This window comes from Flavobacterium subsaxonicum WB 4.1-42 = DSM 21790 (assembly GCF_000422725.1).
GTDB lineage: Bacteria > Bacteroidota > Bacteroidia > Flavobacteriales > Flavobacteriaceae > Flavobacterium > Flavobacterium subsaxonicum.
The window spans coordinates 338175-359886 of the sequence record NZ_KE383910.1; the positions used below are offsets into that span (position 1 = coordinate 338175).

Consider the following 21712-nt stretch of genomic DNA (forward strand, 5'->3'; position numbering starts at 1 on the left):
AAAAACTATTTAGATTTTTTAGCTGGGTCAGCTTTTTTGGCTGCACTCTGAGTCTCTGTTTTAGTAGCCTCAGTAGTGGTAGTGGTAGATTTCTCTGCCGGCTTAGTTGCCGCCGCCGGAGTTTGTGTTTGTGTGCTTGTACTGGTTGTTGTGATTGCAGCAGGTACTGGTTTACTAACTTCGGTAGTCTTAGTTGTAGTAGTTGGTGCTGTTTTAGCTGGTTCCTGTGCTTGTGCTGTTGCTAAAACTCCTGTTAGCATAAGTGCGCTTAAAATTAACTTTTTCATGTTGTATTATTTAGTGTGTGTGATTGTGTGATATAGGTTTAAATCATCGTTTCTACATTAGATAAGGCAAGTTTAGTGCCTAAACTAAAAGGTGCCATGATAATGCTATATCTGTTGCATATAATACATCTGATATATAGTTAGTTATGATTTATTTTTGGTATTAATGCCAAAAAAAATAGGCACCATAATTTTGTGGCGATTTGTAGAAACCTGTGTATTTTTTGGGGAAATAAGTGGGAAGTATGCAGTTTATAGTCGCAGTACAGTCGCAGTATTGAGTTTGCAGAGCAAACAGGTATGTTTGCGCTTGATACGTTTATTGATATTTATAGATTGCCGTGCCATTGCATTTCGCAAAGGCATGCCTAATAATAGAAACGCTTATTGTGGGAGACGGGGAGGCGTTAAGGTTATAAACTGAAAACTTAGAACCGTAAACTTAAAGCTATATCATGGCATTTATCCTAATACTGCCTTTAACCAGTGCAAGGGCGCGTATAGATGATAGTGCCACATCTTTATCCTGGTGGCGCGGGTTCTCGCTTACCAGTTTTACATAGTCTACCGTATCAGATTTGTGGATGTATTTTACCGTAATGTATTCTTCGCCACCCATATCAATACCTAAAAGGTACATTTCGCCCCAAAAAATGTTGTTTGTAACATCGTCTATAATCTTGTACATAACAATGTCGCCACTTTTAAGTAGTGGCTGCATACTGTCGCCGCTTACATACAAGGCGCCATCGCATTTGGGCAGGTGGGGTATCGATATATGGTCAATCGGCTGCATGGCCTTGCTGTTGCCAAACAGTGGCACTATCCCGGCAAAGGCCTCAAGGTCGTATAACGGTATTTGCTGGCTCTCTACGGTAGTATCTGTCTTAAGGCGGTATGTTTGTATGCCCGGTGTGCTTTTTGCGGCGTTAACCAGCATTTCGCCGTGGCCGGTAAGCAGCCATGCAGGGTTAATGTCAGGATACAGCGTTAGTATCTTTTCCAGCACATTGCTGCCAATGCTTTTGCCGTCTTTAACCGCTTTAGAAATACTGCCACGGCTGGCGCCCAGGCTGTTTTCGAAAGCATAATAACTTATATTCTTGGTTTCCAGATACTTACCCACACGCAAAGATACCATACGTAATTATTTTCCGCTAAGGTAAGAAAATAATCATCACACAGATGTGTTTATAAAACAAAAATGCTGCACAACCGTGCAGCATTTTAGTATTGATTATCTATTTTGTTTAAAAACCGTAGTTAGCCGCTACACCAAATACCTGGCGCACCTGGAAACCCCTAAAGGCATTATCATCATAAATGGTCTGGAACATAAGGTTGGTGGTTAGGTAACGGTTAATCTTCATAACTATATTAAGCTGGTAGTCAATATCCACGTTTTGCGGATCTTCCAGATAGTTAGAATACAGGTTTAAGATGTTTTCGAAAGTAACATTGGCAATAACATCCAGTTTATAGTACATAGAGGCATTAAAACCAAGCTCGTATCGCATGGCCTCGCCTTCTTTAACACCAAAATAGGCTTCATCTGGCAGGGTAAAATTCTTATCTACAAAGGTAAATTTAGAAGTTACAGGCGACAGGTTAATCTTTAAATTATCATCGCGCTTGTACAGCATACCCACACCCGCAAGTAAATATCCGGGAGACAGAAAGCTGGTGTACTCATCGCGCCTTTCGGTGCCGTTCTCGTCGTTAGTATAATTGTAACCTTTGGTAAATTGTGTCTTAAAATTGGCGAAGGCGGAGTAGTACCAGCGCTCGCTTATCTGCCTGCCTAAAAGCGAATTTAGTTCCAGGCGGTCATCGGTCTTTTTGGCAAAAGAACTGGTTCGTGTCTTTACGATACCGTAAGAGGCAATAACCTTGTTATCCCAGGCCCAAACGCCTTTTTTATAATTAAAATCGTAGTTAAAACCTAAGTTACCCGATATGTTGTTTTCTCCACCCGCAACCCAGTTATCAAAGGTTGACTGGTTAAAAAGTAACGATGCATTTCCTTTTTTTGTCCACGGGCCAATGGTGTCGTTATCGGCTTTTGCAGGGGTTGTAATGGTGTCTTGCGCTTTGAGGGTTAAAACGCAGCCAAGTGCTAAAAGTATAAGTAATTTCTTCCTCATAATATTTGGGTTTAATTACAAATATAGCCAAACATGCCCTAAACTCAGGCAAAAGATACGTTAAAAGGCTATTTCTTTTTGAATAAAGGCACCGATGAACATGCCTCGCCAAACATAATACTGCGGGCAAAAGGCAGTAGTTTTTGGGTAGCAAGGGTATAGGCTTCCTGCGGAACCGGCTTGCGCGAACAGCCCTTAATTATAACCGGTTTGCCGGTATAGGTTTCGTAATCCAGGCTGTCTAATATTTCCTGGTAAATAAGTACATTAAGCTGCTCTACCGACCCCTGAATTACTTTTTTAGCCACAGGGTGCAGGTAGGTAGTAACCAGCATATAGGCCCATGCGGGCACTATAGCATCTGTACTGCATTGCAGGGCCACAAATTTGCCTGTGTACGGGCTCCAGTCGTAGTTTTTAAGCGTTTCGCGAAAATCTTTTTCACGCAAAACAAAACCTTCTAACAACCAGCCCGATATATCTAAAGCCACGCGCTCGCCTTCGGGATAATAATCTTCAAGGTCAAACACCTGAAGGGCGCTATTGGCTACTTTATTTACTATTTCTAAATCTTCTGCTTCCATTTTTGTTTCCTTTTAAAGGTTACTTGTGCGGTGCTGTTTTCGCTGTGTCTGGCATTCCCCTCCTTTGGAGAGCTGGCTAAAAGCCGGGGTGTTATTTCTTTAAGGAGGGAACCACCCCATCCTACGGGCTTCCCTCCAGAGGAGGGTACTGCCACGATCGCTACTAAGCGTGAGATTACTTCGTCTATTCGGGCAAGCCCTCGGGCGCTACGGTCGTGCCTCCCTCGCAATGAAAAAAGTCACGTTAAGTGTAGCTCCCAACAACCATCAACTAACAACCAACAACCCAACTGCCTACTGCGACTGAACACTGTAAACTTGCAGCTACAGCATCCCCAGTTCCAGTTTGGCTTCTTCGCTCATAAGGTCGCGGGTCCACGGCGGGTCGAAGGTAATTTCTACCTCGGCATCTTTAACGCCATCAATTTTTTTGACTTTATCAGTCACTTCCTGCGGTAAACTTTCGGCTACCGGGCAGTTAGGCGATGTAAGTGTCATTAATATTTTAACCTCATGATCGGTATTAACCATAACGTCATAAATAAGGCCAAGCTCATATATATCAACCGGAATTTCGGGGTCGTAAATGCCCTTAAGTACTTTTACAATCTCTTCGCCCAGTTGTGCTGTATCAATTTCGTGTTCCATAATCGTATTAATTTTTAGGCGCTATAGGCCAGTGCATACATTTTAATTTGTTTTATCATACTAACAAGGCCGTTGGCACGTGTGGCAGATAAATGTTCTTTAAGCCCAATATCGTCAATAAACTTGGTGTCGGCCTCTAAAATAGCCTCGGGCTTTTGGTTAGAGAAAACGCGAATCATAATGGCAATAAGGCCTTTGGTAAGAATGGCATCACTATCGGCCGTAAAAATCACGTTGCCGTCTTTTTTATCGGCGTGAAGCCACACTTTACTCTGGCAGCCCTTAATAATATTGCTGTCGGTTTTGTATTGCTCATCAATCAGCGGCAGCGATTTGCCCAGATCAATAACATACTGGTAACGCTCATCCCACTCATCAAACATCGAGAATTCATCAATAATCTCGTCTTGTATCGTTTTAATTTCCATGTCTTTATTTCTCCTTATTTCAGGTCAGATAACGCAAGTATTTTATCCGTTAGGTCTTTAACTTCAGCTGGCGGGTTGCCGTGGTCAAACGTTGGGGTTTGGTAGGCCGTACCCTGTGTAATAATTTGCAGGGTTGCACCAAGGGCACCGTCAAACTGATGTTTTTTGCTTGGTACTTCCACGTTGGGTAAGTTTTGCAGGTTAATTTTTTTAAGCATGGCTAAAAGCGTGTTCCAGTCGGCACTGCTAAGTTTTTTCGCGGTAGCACCCTGCATATCCCTGCCGGTAGCACTTATAATGCTGTCCTGCTTAACAATAACTTTTTTAAACGACCCACGTGTTATGGCAGAGTACTCAAAAGAAACGTAAGATGTTTCTTTTTGGGTAGCATTGTTTGCCGCTGCCCCTGTTTTGGTGGTTGAACATCCTGTTGCCATAAGCACGGTAATAATTACAAGCGATAGTATCTTTTTCATATTGTTTTGTTTGACCTCACCCCCAACCCCTCTCCAAAGGAGAGGGGAGGAGCTACACGTTATTTAATAGTGGCGTTTGCCATTAGGATAAAATTACAATTTTTTTATTAGCTAAGCATGCGCTGTGCTTTAAGAACTGCCGTTACAAGGGCATCTATCTCTTCTTTAGTGTTGTAAAAGGCAAACGACGCCCTAACCGTGCCGGGAACGCCAAACGCATCCATAACCGGTTGTGTACAGTGGTGGCCCGTGCGCACGGCAATGCCCATCTTATCTACAATAGAACCTACATCGTAAGGGTGGATGCCCTGCAAGTTGAATGATATTACCGATGTTTTATGTGCTGCGGTGCCTATTAGCGTTAGCCCGTCTATTTCCTGTAATTTTTGTATGCCGTATACTAAAAGTTCCTGCTCGTAGGCCTGTATGGCATCAAAACCAATACCGTTAAGATAGTCTATGGCCGTGCCCAATACAATACCACCGGCAATGTGCGGGGTACCGGCCTCAAATTTATGGGGCAGGTCGGCATACGTGGTTTTGGCAAAGGTAACTTCCTTAATCATCTCACCACCACCCTGGTAAGGGGGCAGTTTGTTAAGCCACTCTTCTTTACCGTATAAAATACCGGTGCCGGTAGGGCCACAGGTTTTATGGCCGCTAAACGCATAAAAGTCGCAATCCAACGCCTGAACGTCGAATTTTAAATGCGGGGCTGCCTGTGCGCCATCAATTAAAACGGCAGCGCCAACTGCATGGGCTTTTTGTATTATGAACTCAATGGGGTTAATAGTACCCAGTGAGTTAGAGATATGGTTAACGGCAACAATTTTTGTTTTTTCGGACAGCAGTTTTTCAAACTCCTCCATAATAAGTTCGCCCTTATCGTTCAGGGGTATAACGGTAAGGCTTGCGCCTGTGCGTTCGCAAAGCATTTGCCACGGCACAATGTTGCTGTGGTGCTCCAGGGCCGATACCATAACCTCGTCTCCCGCCTTTACAAATGCACTAAAGCCGCTTGCCACAAGGTTAATACCGTGTGTGGTGCCGCTTGTAAACAGCACTTCGTGGGCATGCTTGGCGTTAATGTGCTTTTGTATGGTTTGGCGCGAAACTTCGTAAGCATCGGTAGCCAGCTGGCTCAGCGCATGCACCCCGCGATGAATGTTGGCGTTTATGGTGCTGTAGTAATTGCTTATGGCATCTATAACCACCTGTGGCTTTTGCGATGTTGCAGCATTATCAAAATACACCAGGGGTTTACCGTTAACGGTTTGGGTAAGTATGGGGAAATTAGCCCTAATGGCTTGTATATCTAACATTTGTAAATCTCCTTTGTTTATTAGTGTGTTATACATAAAGTATACCAATTACTATGCAAAGTTACGGCATGTTTTTTTAAAACAGTATTTTTTAGGAGTATTTAAGAGAGTGGGCTTATGCTCACTCCAATTTATGGCCTCACCCACAACCGATGTCTACCGTAGATGCTATGACCTATCCATACTGCTCAGGGCTCCTGCCTTAGGTAGTAAACTAAATTTATCCTTTGTGTATCTCTAAGATCCCTCTGTGCATCTCTGTGAAATAACTTTAACGGGATTCTTCACAATGTTCTCATTCATTCTAATAGTAAATACTTCTAAATTTACAAGCCTTGCAAGCTCCTAAACCCTCTCCAAACCCCAAAAGTAACGGTTAAATAACGGCAATTTATTGGTTATTCTTTTTGATTCTAAATAATATGGAATACATTTGCGCTAATTTAGATTTAATAAAAACAATCCTTATTAACCAAATGAAAAAACTGAACACTTTTCTTGCCCTTACGTTTGTTTTGCTGGCTACCGTTTCTTGTAAAAAAGATGTAGTTACCGAAACAACCGAAACTACTACCGATACCGTAGCTAAAACAACTGCTTTTAAAATAGTGTCGCTTAACGGTGCTGTAACAGAGGTTGTTGCTGCCCTGGGCCATGAGGCCGAAATTGTTGGTGTAGATGTTACAAGCACCTACCCTGAAAGCGTTAAAAAAACAGCTAAAGACCTTGGCCACGTTGCCCACGGTGTTTCTATAGAGTCTATCATGGCATTACAGCCAACACTTATACTTGCAAGCGATACCGACCTTACTCCGGACCTTTCTGAAAAAATTAAGGCATCGGGTGTTAAGTTCGAAATCATCAAACAGGAGTTTACGCCCGATGGTACTAAAAAGCTTATTGCCGATGTTGCCAACGTGTTAGGCCACAAAGATTTTAAGGCACTACAGGATAAAGTAGATACAGATCTTAAAGCGGTTAAGCCCCTTGCTGCTGCCCCTAAAGTTTTGTTTATATATGCACGTGGCGCTAACATGCTAATGGTTAGCGGTACAGGTACACCTGTAGACAAAATTATTGCCCTTGCCGGTGGTAAAAACGCTATTACAGAGTTTGCCGATTTTAAACCCTTAACACCGGAAGCGCTTATTAAAGGCAACCCCGATGTTATTTTAATGTTTGATAGTGGTGTAGAGAGCCTTAGCGGCGCTGCAGGCGTACTTAAAATACCTGGTGTAGACAAAACCAACGCCGGTAAAAACAAAAAGATCATTACCATGGATGGAGGTTTGCTTAGTGGCTTTGGCCCACGCTTAGGCGAGGCTGCAACCCAACTAAACAGCAAGCTTGCCGAAAATGCAAAATAGATTATCCATTTACCTTATATGTAGCTTACTACTGCTGGCGGTGCTGGCAGTAGTTTCGCTCTATATGGGGGTTTACGTTTTTGAAAAGCATTCTTTTTACGAAATTTTCAGGGGCCTTATTTACCACGATGGCACTATAGACCCGGCCGATGAGTTTGTGCTCATGCAGCTGCGCCTGCCCCGTATTGTAATGGCCATATTAATAGGCAGCGCGCTGTCGGTTTCGGGCACCTGTTTGCAGGGCATGTTCCGCAACCCGCTTGCCACGCCAGACCTTATTGGTATAACCGCAGGGGCATCGCTCTTTGCAGCCGTTACCATTGTACTGGGCGCTTATATACGCCCTTATATACCGGAGTTTTTGCAGTATTCGCTTTTAAGTGTAATGGCATTTGTAGGCTCGCTTATTACCATGATAATGGTATACCGCATATCTACCCAAAACGGGCGCACCAATGTGGTTATGATGCTCTTAACAGGGGTTGCCATAACCGCTATGGGTTTTGCCGTAATGGGTTTGCTAATTTACTTTAGTAAAGACGACCAGTTGCGCGACCTTACCTTCTGGAACCTGGGCAGCCTTGGTGGCGCCACCTGGACAAAAAACACCATTTTAGGTATTGTAATTGCGGTGGCCTACTACTTTCTTATCAACAAAGGCAAGGCGCTTAATGCCATGCTCCTGGGCGAAAAAGATGCACAGCACCTGGGCATACCGATAGAGCGAATTAAAAAGCAAATAGTGTTGCTAACCGCCTTAATGGTGGGCACCTGTGTTGCCTTTGCCGGTACAATTGGCTTTGTAGGCTTAATAGTACCGTACATTTTAAGGCTCGTTTTTAAAAGTAACTACCATATTATATTGCCGTTATCGGCAGTTTTTGGAAGTATATTACTACTTTTGGCCGATACTATAAGCCGCACCATAGCCCCACCGTCAGAAATTCCTATTGGGGTATTAACGGCCTTTATGGGTTCGCCTATCTTTATAATTATATTAATCCGCAGCAGGAACACAATGTAGACGGTTATGTTAGAAGCTAATAATATATCTTACGCACACCGCAAGTTCTCGATACTCGAAAACATAGATGTGGCTGTAAACTACGGCGAACTACTGGTTATAGTTGGCCCCAACGGCGCAGGTAAAAGTACCCTGCTTAGCCTGCTGGCCAACGAGATGGATAAACACACCGACCCGATTTTCTTTAAAAAGAAAACTTTTAAAAACTGGGATAGCAAAGAGCTGGCACACAGCAAGGCCAAGTTTTCGCAAAGCAACAGCCACGATATTCCGCTTACGGTAAAAGATGTGGTGCTTATGGGGCGCTACCCGTATTTTAACTCCATTCCGCATACAACCGACCATGATGCTGCCCTTAAGGCCATGGAAGAGACCGATGTGGTGTATTTGTCTGCCCGCGAATATAATTCGCTTTCGGGCGGAGAAAAACAGCGTGTGCACCTTGCCCGCGTACTGGCTCAGCTGGATAATGCCATAGAGCAAAAGCTTGTTTTTTTAGATGAGCCCCTTAATAACCTCGATGTGCTGCACCAGCACCGCATACTGCATACCATTAAAAATTTTACAGAACGTGGCCACACGGCCGTAATGGTGCTGCACGACCTTAACCTCGCTGCCCAGTTTGCAGATAAGGTTATGCTGCTTAAAAAAGGTAAAATTGTAGCCCACGATGTTCCTGCTAAGGTGTTTACCAAAGAGATCATCAGCCGGGTATACAACTTTCCGTGCACCGTTTGTGCCAACCCCGTTAATCAGAACCCGTTAATAATTTTTGGAACTTAATTTTTTATAGCATATGAGTACAATCATCAATACACTAAAACAACAGTGGGATGCCCTTAAGGCAGAAACCCCAAGTCTTAGAATACGCAACGCAGCCGACCAGCTTGGTGTTAGCGAGGCAGAACTTTTAGCTACGCAGGTAGGAGAGAGCGTTACACGCCTTAAGCCTGAGTTTGCCAACATATTATCTGAAGTAGAAACCCTTGGCAAAGTTATGGGCCTTACCCGTAATGATGAGTGCGTGCACGAGCGCAAAGGTGTTTACTTAAACCCTGATTTCAGCTCTCCGCATGCAGGCCTTTTTGTAGGCGAGGATATCGACCTTCGTATCTTTATCATGCATTGGGCTAAAGCTTATGCAGTATCAGAAAAAGGCGAGCACGGCGATCGTAAAAGCCTTCAGTTTTTTGGAAAAGACGGCCTTGCCATCCATAAAATATACCTAACTGCCGATAGCGATGCTGCTGCATTTGATGCTTTGGTAGCAAAATACAAATCAGACGACCAGTCTGCAGAAGAGTCTACCGTTGCCGTACCTTTAAACATCGACGAAAAACCGGACTCTGATATCGACGTGGCTGCTTTTCAGGCGGCATGGTCTACACTAAAAGATACACACGAATTTTTTGGCATGCTTCGCAAATTTGGCGTTACGCGCACCCAGGCACTTCGCCTTGCGCCAAACGAAAACTTTGCTAAAAAAGTAGACAAAGAGGTTGTAGTAAAAATGCTGGAAGGCGCTGCCGAAAGCAAACTGCCAATAATGGTATTCGTAGGCAACAGGGGTAACATACAAATACACACCGGCCGCGTGCGCAAAACAATGTGGCATGGCGACTGGTTTAACGTAATGGACCCTGATTTTAACCTGCACCTTGATATGAGCAAAATTGCTCAGACCTGGATAGTGCGCAAACCAACCGAAGATGGCGAAGTTACCGCTATTGAGGTATTTAACGAGCTTGGCGAAATTATCGTTCAGTTCTTTGGCAAGCGTAAACCGGGCATTCCTGAGTTACAGGAGTGGAAACAATTGGTTGCTTCTTTATAATTATCCCGTTCAATAGTAAAAGCCGCATTCTTAAACAGGATGCGGCTTTTTTTATAAATTTTAGCTAAATAATTTTTATATATTTGATGTTAAATTACTTACACTATGATAAAAAAATACATCCTGCTGTTTTTACTAACTTCTTTTTACGCATCGGCACAAAATATTGTTTTTGCCGACCCTAATCTTAAAACAATTTTAACCCATATGGTAATAGGCGAATATAATTTTTCTGCCTATGATAGTAGCGAAAACATTATTACCGTTGATGCAAACGGCGATGGCGAAATACAGGTTAGCGAGGCACAGGCGGTATACGGCATGGGGTTTGCCTATTATGATAATATACCATGGCTTAATGTAGTGAGCAATCTTGGTGGTCTGGAGTATTTTACCAACCTGAGAGAATTAACTTTTGCCGATCATAATATTAGTACGGTAAATCTTAGCGCTCTGGTTCACCTTAAAGAAATTTATTGCCGTAATAATAATATAACAAGCTTAAATATAAGTGGCCTTACCGAACTGGAACTTTTAAATTGCCAGGATAATAACTTAACGGCTCTAAATGTGCAGGGGTTAACGGCGCTAAAAAACCTTACGTGCTCCAATAACCATATTACAGCGTTAAACTTATCGGGCTTAAACCTGCTTAATATATTATATGTAAGCAATAACGAGCTAACAGAATTAGATATAGATAATTTTTCTGATCTTGAAGAGGTACAGTGTTTTGAAAATAACTTAACAAGTTTAAGCGTAACAGGTTTACCAAATTTGTATCTAATAGATTGCTCCAACAATAATTTAACATCGCTAACACTGCAAAATTTACCCGGCATTGGTGGGGTGTCATGTGCGTTCAATCAATTAACAGAACTGGATTTGTCGGCAATTCCTAATTTGCTAAGCATAGAATGTGCTTACAACCCCCTAACATCGCTCGATCTGTCGTATGATAATCAGCTAACATCGCTTGCAGCCTTTTCGTGCCAGCTTACGTCTTTAGATGTTTCAGGGTGTAAAGAACTGGATGCTTTAACCGTGTCGTACAATCAGTTAACATCTATAGACTTGTCTAACAGCCTGGAGGTATGGACAGTTAATGTTGATAATAATTTGTTAGAATACCTAAACGTTAAAAACGGACATGGCACCAACGTTAGCTATTTTCTGGACAATAATCCTAACCTGCATTACATTTGTGCCGATGAAGACGAACTTTGGTATTTAGAGCAAACGTTGCAATATCTTGGATATGATTGCCAGTTAAACACTTATTGTACTTTTATGCCCGGTGGTGTTTATAACACCGTTACCGGAAATGCCCGTTTCGACCTAAATGCAAATGGTTGTGATGAGGGCGATGTTGTATATCCGGGCCTTGCTGTTGCGGTTAGCAACGAGCAAAATAGTGCCACGTTTACAGCAAATACCCAGGGAATCTATACTATACCTGCCCAGGAGGGCAGCCATACTATAACCCCGGTTAACCCAAACCCGCTTTATTTTACTATTACACCGGCTACCCAAACTGTTTATTTTTACGATAACGGGCAGGCCGATACTACTACCCAAAATTTTTGTCTTAGCCCCGTAGGGCCTTTTAACGACCTTGATGTTACCCTTTTGCCGGTAACTGTAGCCCGCCCCGGTTTTAATGGCATCTACAGGCTTATTTACAAAAACAGCGGTACAACTACACTGTCGGGCAATGTTACATTATCTTACATGGATGATGTGTTAGATTATGTGTCGGCTACAACTGTGCCAGCCGCTAACACTAACGGTTTATTATCCTGGAACTTTACCAGTCTGCTGCCTTTTCAGGAGGTTGTTATAGATGTAGTACTTAACACAAATTCGCCTATAGAAACTCCCGCAGTAAACATAAACGATGTTTTAGATTTTACTGCCGCTATTGCTTTTGAGGGTGCCGATGAAACACCTTTAAACAACATATATAGCTTTAACCAAACGGTTGTTGGCTCTTTCGACCCTAATGATAAAACCTGTGTAGAAGGCACTACCATTACACCTGATATGGTGGGTGGTTATGTAACCTACATGATACGTTTTGAAAATACAGGTACCTATATGGCCGAAAATATTGTGGTTAAAGATATGATTGATGCTACAAAGTTTGATGTTAGCACACTTACGCCACTACAAAGCAGCCACCCCTATATTACAAGGATTACCGGCAACAAAGCCGAATTTTTCTTTGAGAACATCATGCTGCCCGGCACACCAAGCCAGGAAAGGCATGGTTTTGTAGCCTTTAAAATTAAAACATTGCCTACACTATCTCTAAACGACAGCTTTAGCAATACCGCCGAAATTTATTTTGATTACAATGCACCTATTGTAACCAACGAAGCCGAAACTACCGTAGCACTGCCGCTTAGCAACCCTGATTTTGACTTTAAAAACTTTGTAACGCTATATCCTAACCCGGCAGGCAATACGCTGAACCTTGACGTTAAAGGAAGCCTTTCGGTTAAAAATATTGCTGTGTATAATATGTTAGGTCAGCAATTAATAAGCATTGTAAATGCAGGTAATAAGTTGGCTATAGATGTTGCCGGCCTTGCAGCAGGCAGCTATATTATAAAAGTGGGTACAGATAAAGGTACATCTGCCACCAAATTCATTAAAAAATAAACAGGTTACCCCTTTAAACAACAAAAGCCGCATGTTAACAAACTGCGGCTTTTTATATTGGTGTTACTATAGTGTTATATAGTACTTATGGGTGCAAATAATTTTGTGAGAGTTTTACTCTTTCTCTTCGGCGTGGTTTTCTTTATAATCAGGGTATAAAAAGTTATTGTACGGAAAACGGCTAATGTGTATGGCTCGTACCGCTTCGTATACCTTCTCCCTAAACTCTTCGTAGTTTTCTTTGCTTGTAGCGCTAATAAATAGTGCCTTATCTTCTCCTACGGTGCCCATCCAGGTAGCTTTCCAGTCTTCGAGGGTGTTGTGGCGGGCAGTTTTTTCGGTAATAAGGTCGTCTTCGTCAATAACAAGCGGCTTATAGGCATCTATTTTATTAAACACCATAATAACCGGCTTATCGCCACTCTTAATATCCTGAAGTATCTGGTTGACAGATTCTATATGGTGCTCAAACTCGGGGTGGCTAATATCAACCACATGCAAGAGCAAATCGGCCTCACGAACTTCGTCCAGCGTACTCTTAAAAGAATCGATAAGCTGTGTAGGTAGTTTGCGTATAAACCCAACAGTATCAGATAATAAGAAAGGCAGGTTTTTAATAACCACTTTGCGTACAGTAGTATCTAAAGTAGCAAAAAGCTTATTCTCTACAAAAACCTCGCTTTTGCTAATAACATTCATAAGGGTGCTTTTGCCCACGTTGGTGTAACCCACAAGGGCAACCCTAACCATGGCACCGCGGTTGCCGCGCTGCACACCCATTTGTTTGTCTATGGTTTTAATTTTTTCTTTTAAAAGTGCAATACGGTCGCGCACAATACGCCTGTCGGTCTCAATTTCTGTTTCACCGGGGCCACGCATACCAATACCACCACGCTGGCGCTCAAGGTGGGTCCACATACCGCTAAGGCGCGGCAGCAGGTAAATGCACTGTGCCAGCTCTACCTGTGTGCGTGCATAAGATGTTTCGGCACGCTGCGCAAAAATATCCAGGATAAGGTTAGTACGGTCCAGTACCTTAATATCTAATATCTTAGTAAGGTTTTTTTGCTGAGACGGTGTAAGCTCGTCATCAAAAATAACGGTCTTAATATCGTGCTCTTTTATATATAGGTGTATTTCTTCAATTTTACCCGTACCCAAAAAAGTTTTAGGGTTTGGTTTTTCCATTCTCTGGAAAAAACGTTTAATAACCTCGCCACCGGCGGTAAATGTTAAGAACTCAAGTTCGTCAAGATATTCATTAAGTTTATCTTCATTTTGTCCTTTAGTAACAATACCGGCAATAATGGTTTTCTCAAAAGTAATAGTTTCTTTCTCCAGCATAAGTATTTCTAATCTAATTGCAAATTTACGAAATTTATGGCATTTTGATTTTTGGATTATTATAAAAAAGCGCAGACACTCTTTTTTCTGTTAAATTTCAACATAACGTTATAGATATGTTATATTTTTATAAATTTGAAGATTAAATTTTCTTAAACCTAAAATTCTATGAAAAAAATTACCCTTATGTTTTTCATGTTTTTCATTTCCTTATGCAGCTATGCACAATTAGCTGAAGAAGGTTTTGAAGGTACATGGACTACACAAACAGGTACCGGGCTGGGAGGCCCTGCAGGATGGGCGCTTGCCAATATTGGCACAGGCTCTCAGGTCTGGTGGATACAGGGCGACGGCTCTACCCAACAACCTGCTTTTGAAGGCACTCACTCTGCCTTTCTTGAAAAAGAAAACGTTGCAACAAACACGTTTTCTGAAGATTGGTTAATAACCAAGTCTTTTCCATTGCCGGTTAACCCGCAATTGCACTTTTACTCTAAATTGTTTTTTAATGCAGACCAGAGTACACAGTTTAAAATTTACATAGCCCCTGCCACTAATGCGCAGACTAACACTACCGGCTATGGTACACCTGTAATTGAGTGGACTGAGCTACAGTTAAACCCTACGCAACTTGCGTGGACAGAAAAAACGGTAGACATTCCTACTACTATTGCTGCAGGTACAGAGGTATACCTTGCTTTTGTAATGAAAGGCGATAATGCCGAGCGTTGGGCTATAGATAACGTATCTGTAACCGCAAAATGTTTAGACCCTACATTGCCAACAGCTACAAGCCCTGGCCTTACTACTGCTAACCTTAACTGGGGTAACCCAAGTGGTGCTACACAGTGGGAAATAGAAATTGTAGGACCAAACCTTTCTCCTACAGGTACAGGAGATATTTACGATGGACCACTGCCGTATGTTGCCGGCGGACCTCTTTCTGAATATGTTCTTTTACCAGATACTACCTATACTTACTATGTGCGTGCACGTTGTAGCGATGGTGGAAAGAGTGCCTGGATAGGCCCTGTTACATTTAGTACTGTAGCACTGGGCGAAGGCTGTGGCGCACCTATTGTTGTGCCGTCTGCGCTACCGTACACTACTACAGATAACACCTCTAACTATGGCGATACCGTAGATGGCAGCCCGGGTGCAACCGGTTGTGGCACTACAGGTGGCTACCTTAACGGTAACGATGTATTTTATGCTTATACCCCTACAACATCGGGCGTTATTAGTATAGATGTTACCAATAACGGTACATGGACCGGTGTTTTTGTTTATAACAGTTGTGCAAATGTAGGTGTTAGCTGTGTTGGCGGCGCATCATCTTCGGCAGCAACAGCGTTATCAATACCGCAATTATCTGTTACGGCAGGCACTACGTATTACATAGTAATATCTACTAATGCTACTCCGCAAACAACTCCATACACACTTACTATACAGCAGGTAAACTGCCCTAAACCAGAAGGCGGCGCTACTGTGGCAACAGCTACATCGGCACAGCTTAACTGGACAAACCCAGGTAATGCTACATCGTTTCAGGTTGTGGTTCAAACTCCTGGTGCAGGTGTGCCATCTGGCGCAGGTACAACAACAACAAGTAATGTTAACTATCCTGTAACGGCTACTACTGCCGGTGTTGCCTTTACAGAGGCTACATCTTACGAATATTATGTAAGGGCAGACTGTGGCGATGGTACATTTAGTGCATGGGCGGGCCCGTTCTCTTTCATGACAACGCAGGTGCCGGGAACACTAAACTATACACAGGATTTTGAAGGTGTACACGGCTTTTCGCTTAGCAATGGTACTGCTACCAATAAATGGGCAGTGGGTACAGCAACAGCTAATGGAGGTACACACTCGTTATATATATCTAACAACAATGGTGTAGCTAATGCTTATAACACCTCTGCGTCTTCCGTAGTTCATGCGTTTAGAGACTTAGCTATACCTGCAGGTGCAGACCAGGTTAATCTTTCTTTCGACTGGAAAAATGTAGGAGAAAATGGTTTTGACTACATAAGGGTATGGATGGTTCCTGCAACCTACCTACCGGCTGTTGGCACGCAAATTACTGCTGCTACAGACCGCGTGCAAATTGGTGGCAACTTAGTTGGCAGCTCTGCCTGGACTACTGTTAACACCATTCTTACAACTACTCCGTATATTGGAACAACAAGAAGACTAATATTCGAGTGGAGAAATGATGGTAGCGTTGGTACGCAGCCGCCTGCAGCTATAGATAACGTTAACTTATCTGTAATTACATGTTCTCAGCCGGGCAACCTTGCTGTAACAGCTACAGATACTCAGGCTACATATACCTGGACAGGCCCATCCTCGGGTACTGCTACTTACCAGTACTATCTTGCTACAGGCAGTACTCCGCCAACGGCAGGTACTCCGGCTACAGGTACTACAACTGCAACAACGTATGTACAAACGCCATTGGAGCCATCTACTACTTACTACTTCTGGGTTAAGAGTGATTGCGGTACCGAAGATGGTGTAAGTTTCTGGACTGGTCCTGTTAGTTTTACAACGCCTCAGGTACCGGTAGTTTTACCGTATGTTCAGGATTTTGAGTCAGAAAACAGCGGCTTTGCCTTAAATAACGGTACACAAACCAACAAATGGTTTGTAGGTACTGCTACAAGCAACAGCCCTACACATTCGTTATATATATCTAACGATAATGGTGTAAGTAATGCTTACAACACTACGGCAACATCGACCGTACAGGCGTACAGAGATATTATGATACCTGCCGGTGCAGGCGATATTAATATATCTTTCGACTGGAAAAATGCTGGTGAAAATAGTTTTGACTTCATCAGGGTATGGATGGTACCGGTTGATTTTACCCCTGTTGCCGGTACGCAAATTACTGCAGGTACAGGCAGGGTACAATTAGGCGGTAACCTTAACAGTAACTCTAACTGGACAACCCTTAACTTTATCCAAAACGTATCTGCTTATGCTAACGTTGCAAGAAGGTTAGTGTTTGAGTGGAGAAACGACGGTAGTGTTGGTACACAGCCACCTGCTGCTATAGACAACCTTAACATTAGCGTTATTACTTGTCCGCAGCCTACAAACCTAAGTGCAGATACTACAACTACAACAGCCACTTTAAACTGGAACGAAGTTGGTACTGCTACAGAGTGGGTTGTTTACGTGCAGCCGGCAGGTACTGCCGCTCCTGTACAAGGTGCCCCGGGCGGTGTTACCGTTACAGAGCACCCAGTAACAATCGAAAATCTTGAGCCATCTGCCAACTTACAATATTATGTTCAGGCAGTATGTTCAGACGATGATTCAAGCTTATTCTCTGGTCCGTTCCTTTTCGAAATGGATCCGCTTTGCCCAGAACCTACAGATCTAATGGCTACATGTCTTAGTGCTAATAGTGCTGCTTATTCATGGGAAGCAGGCGGTGGCGAAACATCTTGGGAATATGTAGTGCTTCCTGCAACGGCGCCAGAGCCAACGACAGGTACCGTAGTTACTACACCTTCGGCAGTTTCAGACAACTTAACTGTTGCTACACAATATACATTATATGTAAGAGCGGTATGTGCCACTATCGAGGGTTATAGCCCTTGGGCAGAATATAACTTTGCAACCCCTTCGGTTGGCCCTGGCGATGCGCAGCCTTTTTGTGCAGGAGACAGCGGTGTAGCTGTACCTAACTCTACAGGTGTAACAGGTTACGGTTCTATAGGATGTTTAGGCAGTACTCCAAACCCAGTTTGGTATTACCTTACAATAGACCAGCCGGGCAACCTTGTATTCCTTCTTTCTCAGGTTAATAATAACGGTGTTGGTATCGACGTAGACTTTGCTGCCTTTGGGCCATTTACATCTGAAACCGATGCTTGTAGCCAGATAGAATTAGTACCGGGTGCTAACCCGCTTATTGTAGCATGTAGCTACTCTGCAGCAGCTATAGAAAACTTTACTATATCTAATGCACAGGCAGGTCAGGTTTATGCTTTGCTTATAACAAACTTTAACGGTTCTGCCGGTCAGATTACGTTAACGCAAACTAATGCAACTGCTCCGGGTGCGGGTACAACAAGCTGTAATGTTACAGTAGACCTTGGAACAGACCAAATACTTTGTGCTACTGATGAGGCTGATGTTACAGCTACAATTGGTAACCCTACAGATGCTTCTGGCTTTACCTATACCTGGTTTGTAGATGGTGTAGAAATAGAAAACCCTGATGTAGTTGCTACATCTGATGCATCTGAAACTATCCACGTAACACAACTTGGAACGCATGTATACAGTGTAATTGTAACTAACCCTGATGCTGTTCCGTCTGATGATCCAATCACAGATCAGATCTCTGTATCGCTTAGCCCTGTGTTCGTGGCGCCAACTCCCGCCCCTATAACTGTATGTACCGCAGGTACTACGGCCGCTATAGATCTTTCTGCAATAAACTTCCTTGAAGGTTTAGATCCGGATGATTATGAAGTGGTAGGTGTGTACAACTCTACGGCTAATGCCAATACTGGTACTAACCCTATAAACGTTAACGTACCTTTTAATGCAACATCACAAACCCTTTATGTTGTAATAGCAGATAGTAATGTATTATCATGTACTCAAATAGTACCATTGGTTATTACTGTATCAGCAGCCCCTACAGCTACAATAGCTTATGCAGGCCCGTACTGCTCTACAGGTGCAAACGGAACGGCTACTATAACAGGTGCTACAGGTGGTACATTTACTTATGTGGCAACTACTGCTGGAGATGTTTTAGTTTTAGACCCAGCTACAGGAGCTATTACTATGGCTGGTAGCGATGCCGGTACGTATACAGTAACTTATACCGTTGCTGCAACTACTACCTGCCCAGAGTTTGTTACTACAACTACAGTTGTAATTAACGAGGCTCCTACAGCACAAATTGGCTACGGCAACGGAACTTTCTGTTCTAACGTAGGTACTATAGAGGCTAATGCTATTGTGGGTACCTTAGGTGGTACATACACTATAACTGGTGGTTTAACTATAGATCCTGCAACAGGAGATATTACTGTAGATGGTACAACTACACCGGGCACTTACACGGTTACGTATACAATAGCCGCTACAGGCCCATGTGCTGCCTTTACAACTACTTTTGATATTACAATTGTTACTCAGCCAGTGGCTGCTATATCTTACGCAGGCACTCCGTACTGCTCTGGTACAGGTACGGCTACAGTAACACAAACAGGCTCTATAGGTGGCGTTTATACGTCTACTGATGGACTTGTTATAGATGCTACAACAGGCGAAATTGATCTTGCTGCAAGTACAGCGGGCACATATACAGTTACTTATACTGTTGCTGCTGCCGGTGGTTGCCCTGAGTTTGCTGTAACAACTTCTGTTACAATTAACCAGGCTCCGGATGCAACAATAGAATACACAAGTGTATCTTTCTGTTCTAATGCAGGTGTTGTAACACCGGGCATTATTGGTACAGGTGGTGGTACATTTAGCGCAACAGGCATAACAATAGATCCTGTTACAGGAGCTATAGATACCGCCACTGCTACAGAAGGTACTTATACTGTTACTTATACAATAGCTGCTTCTGGCCCATGTGCAGAATTTGTTACAACTACAGAGATTACCATTACTGCACAACCGGTAGCTACTATTACTTATGGTACAGCTCCTTTCTGTACAGATGCAGGTACTGCAACTGTAACACAAACTGGCGCTACAGGTGGTGTGTATACTGCCGCTGCAGGACTTATTATCGATCCTGCTACAGGCGAGATAAACCTTGCTGCAAGTACAGCAGATACGTATGAAGTAACGTATACTGTTGCTGCTGCAGGCGGATGTGATGCAGTTGTTGCTACTGCAAATGTTGTTATCACGGCGCTGCCAAAAGCTGATTTTAGCTATGCATTTACTACAATTTGTACTAATGCTGCCAATGTTGCTGCTACCCTTACAACCGGTGGTACTGCAGGTACGTATACTGTAGATGTTCCAGGCCTTACTATAGACCCGGTTACAGGTACAATTACCCCTGCTACAAGTTTAGAAGGTACTTATGTTGTTACTAACACGGTTGCCGCTTCTGGCGGATGTGCGCAGGTAACTGCTACATTTACTGTAAACATTATTCCGGCTCCAATACCAACATTTACGTATGCATCTGTTGCTTACTGCCAGGATGAAACTACTAATCCGTCTCCAATCTTAACAGACGCTGCCGGTACATTTAGTGCTTCACCTGCCGGATTATCTATCAATGCTACTACAGGTGTAATAGACCTTGCTGCAAGTACTCCTGGTACTTATACAGTAAGCAACACAGTGGCCGGTACTACAGATTGCCCATCGGTAACTGCAACTACTACCATTACTATAACAGCATTGCCTGTTGTAACTGTGATACATGAATGTATTAATAATGAGTACACACTATCTGTTTCTTTCGAGAACGACCTTGTAAACAACCCTGATACTGTATCTTATTCTTGGAACAGTGGCAGTGTAGAACTTGGTACAGACGAGACACTTGTTATTAGAGATGGCGGTACTTATTCTGTAACCGTTACTCCACTAAGCGGCGAATGCCCTGCTACTGCAGAGATTGTTGTAGAGAGCGCAAGCTGTATGGTACAAAAAGGTATATCACCTAACAACGATGGCTTAAATGATAGCTTCGACCTTTCTGGTCTTGATATCAGGAAACTTGAAATCTTTAACCGTTACGGTAAAGAGGTGTATAGCAAATCAGGCTATACTAACGAGTGGATGGGTCAAACCGATGGTGGCGATGAATTGCCAACAGGTACTTACTTCTTTATGTTTGAACGAAACAACGGTGAGACTCAAACCGGTTGGATTTATATAAACAGACAGGAAAAATAATAAAAGGGTAAGCATTCTCCCGCTCGTAAAGAGTGGGAGATATCTTACTAATGTATTAAGCTAATTTTTAAATACATGTTAGCTGTTTATTATATTTTTGCTGTATTTTCCTAAATAAATCACAAAATCTTTATACATTTAGTCCGTATTTTGTTTTTTTGGAGGATATTAGCATGTTTTCCAATTTTAACATATTGCATTTATTTTAAATTTTAGCTGTATCTAATTAACTATCAATACCAAACCATTAAAAATTAAGAAAAAAAACACACATGAAGAAAATATACCTGGCGGCCTTATTGGCATTAGGAGGGCTGTTGGATGCTACGGCACAGCAGGACCCGCACTACACGCAGTACATGTACAACATGAATGTTATCAACCCGGCATACGCGGGCAGTAAAGAAAACCTTTCGATAGGTTTACTATACCGCAAGCAATGGGTAGATATAGAAGATTCACCCAGTACAGGAACCTTTTCAGGGCACAGCCCAGTGGGCAAGAATGTGGGCCTGGGCCTATCGGCCATAGTAGACCAGATCGGGCCTGTAAAAGAGACCAATGTATATGCTGATTTCTCTTATACCCTAAAATTAGGCGGCGAACACCGTTTGGCACTGGGTATAAAAGCAGGCGCCACCTTTCACGATGTAGGCCTTTTTACCGACATCGGGGAGA

16 protein-coding genes are annotated in these 21712 nt (G+C 42.9%); 7 read left to right on the top strand and 9 right to left on the bottom strand.

Going from position 1 to position 21712, the window contains the following annotated elements:
• Positions 1–5: 5 nt before the first annotated feature.
• The 8 genes from G509_RS0118250 to G509_RS0118285 all read right to left on the bottom strand — a co-directional run bounded on the left by G509_RS0118250 (position 6) and on the right by G509_RS0118285 (position 5889).
• Positions 6–287: a hypothetical protein gene (locus G509_RS0118250; protein WP_026992858.1), complete on the bottom strand. Its 282-nt coding sequence runs from the start codon at positions 285–287 to the stop codon at positions 6–8.
• A gap of 448 nt (positions 288–735) precedes the next feature.
• Complete coding sequence (locus G509_RS0118255; protein ID WP_026992859.1) at positions 736–1428, bottom strand: S24 family peptidase; 693 nt, start codon at positions 1426–1428, stop codon at positions 736–738.
• Between the two features lie 109 nt (positions 1429–1537).
• Positions 1538–2431, bottom strand: coding sequence for a DUF3078 domain-containing protein (locus tag G509_RS0118260; protein WP_026992860.1), 894 nt, complete (start codon positions 2429–2431; stop codon positions 1538–1540).
• Between the two features lie 68 nt (positions 2432–2499).
• Positions 2500–3015, bottom strand: a complete 516-nt coding sequence (locus G509_RS0118265; protein WP_026992861.1) for a DUF2480 family protein — start codon at positions 3013–3015, stop codon at positions 2500–2502.
• Positions 3016–3339: 324 nt separating this feature from the next.
• Positions 3340–3663 carry an SUF system Fe-S cluster assembly protein gene (locus tag G509_RS0118270; protein WP_026992862.1) on the bottom strand — a complete coding sequence of 108 codons (324 nt, stop codon included), beginning with the start codon at positions 3661–3663 and terminating at the stop codon, positions 3340–3342.
• Between the two features lie 14 nt (positions 3664–3677).
• Positions 3678–4091 (bottom strand): SufE family protein, encoded by a 414-nt coding sequence (locus tag G509_RS0118275; protein WP_026992863.1) that lies wholly within the window; start codon positions 4089–4091, stop codon positions 3678–3680.
• A gap of 14 nt (positions 4092–4105) precedes the next feature.
• On the bottom strand, positions 4106–4567 hold the full coding sequence (locus G509_RS0118280; protein ID WP_026992864.1) for a hypothetical protein: 462 nt from the start codon (positions 4565–4567) through the stop codon (positions 4106–4108).
• Positions 4568–4674: 107 nt separating this feature from the next.
• On the bottom strand, positions 4675–5889 hold the full coding sequence (locus tag G509_RS0118285; protein ID WP_026992865.1) for an aminotransferase class V-fold PLP-dependent enzyme: 1215 nt from the start codon (positions 5887–5889) through the stop codon (positions 4675–4677).
• Between the two features lie 476 nt (positions 5890–6365).
• Here G509_RS0118285 and G509_RS0118290 point away from each other — a divergent pair, with 476 nt between their 5' ends.
• The 5 genes from G509_RS0118290 to G509_RS0118310 all read left to right on the top strand — a co-directional run bounded on the left by G509_RS0118290 (position 6366) and on the right by G509_RS0118310 (position 12778).
• Entirely contained in the window at positions 6366–7256 is an 891-nt protein-coding gene (locus G509_RS0118290; protein WP_026992866.1) for a heme/hemin ABC transporter substrate-binding protein, read from the top strand.
• On the top strand, positions 7246–8280 hold the full coding sequence (locus G509_RS0118295; RefSeq protein ID WP_026992867.1) for a FecCD family ABC transporter permease: 1035 nt from the start codon (positions 7246–7248) through the stop codon (positions 8278–8280). Before G509_RS0118290 ends, G509_RS0118295 begins: the two co-directional genes overlap by 11 nt.
• Positions 8281–8286: 6 nt before the next feature.
• Complete coding sequence (locus G509_RS0118300) at positions 8287–9063, top strand: heme ABC transporter ATP-binding protein (RefSeq protein ID WP_026992868.1); 777 nt, start codon at positions 8287–8289, stop codon at positions 9061–9063.
• Positions 9064–9076: 13 nt separating this feature from the next.
• A complete protein-coding gene (locus G509_RS0118305) occupies positions 9077–10114 on the top strand; it encodes a hemin-degrading factor (protein WP_026992869.1) in 1038 nt (345 codons plus the stop codon).
• A 105-nt stretch (positions 10115–10219) separates the two neighbouring features.
• Positions 10220–12778: a DUF7619 domain-containing protein gene (locus G509_RS0118310; RefSeq protein WP_026992870.1), complete on the top strand. Its 2559-nt coding sequence runs from the start codon at positions 10220–10222 to the stop codon at positions 12776–12778.
• A gap of 114 nt (positions 12779–12892) precedes the next feature.
• Here G509_RS0118310 and hflX read toward each other — a convergent pair whose 3' ends face one another.
• Positions 12893–14122, bottom strand: coding sequence for a GTPase HflX (gene hflX / locus G509_RS0118315; protein WP_026992871.1), 1230 nt, complete (start codon positions 14120–14122; stop codon positions 12893–12895).
• A gap of 168 nt (positions 14123–14290) precedes the next feature.
• Here hflX and G509_RS0118320 point away from each other — a divergent pair, with 168 nt between their 5' ends.
• On the top strand, positions 14291–21034 hold the full coding sequence (locus G509_RS0118320; RefSeq protein ID WP_026992872.1) for a T9SS C-terminal target domain-containing protein: 6744 nt from the start codon (positions 14291–14293) through the stop codon (positions 21032–21034).
• 272 nt (positions 21035–21306) lie between these two features.
• A partial coding sequence (locus tag G509_RS0118325) for a PorP/SprF family type IX secretion system membrane protein (RefSeq protein WP_026992873.1) occupies positions 21307–21712 on the top strand: 406 nt, incomplete at its 3' end.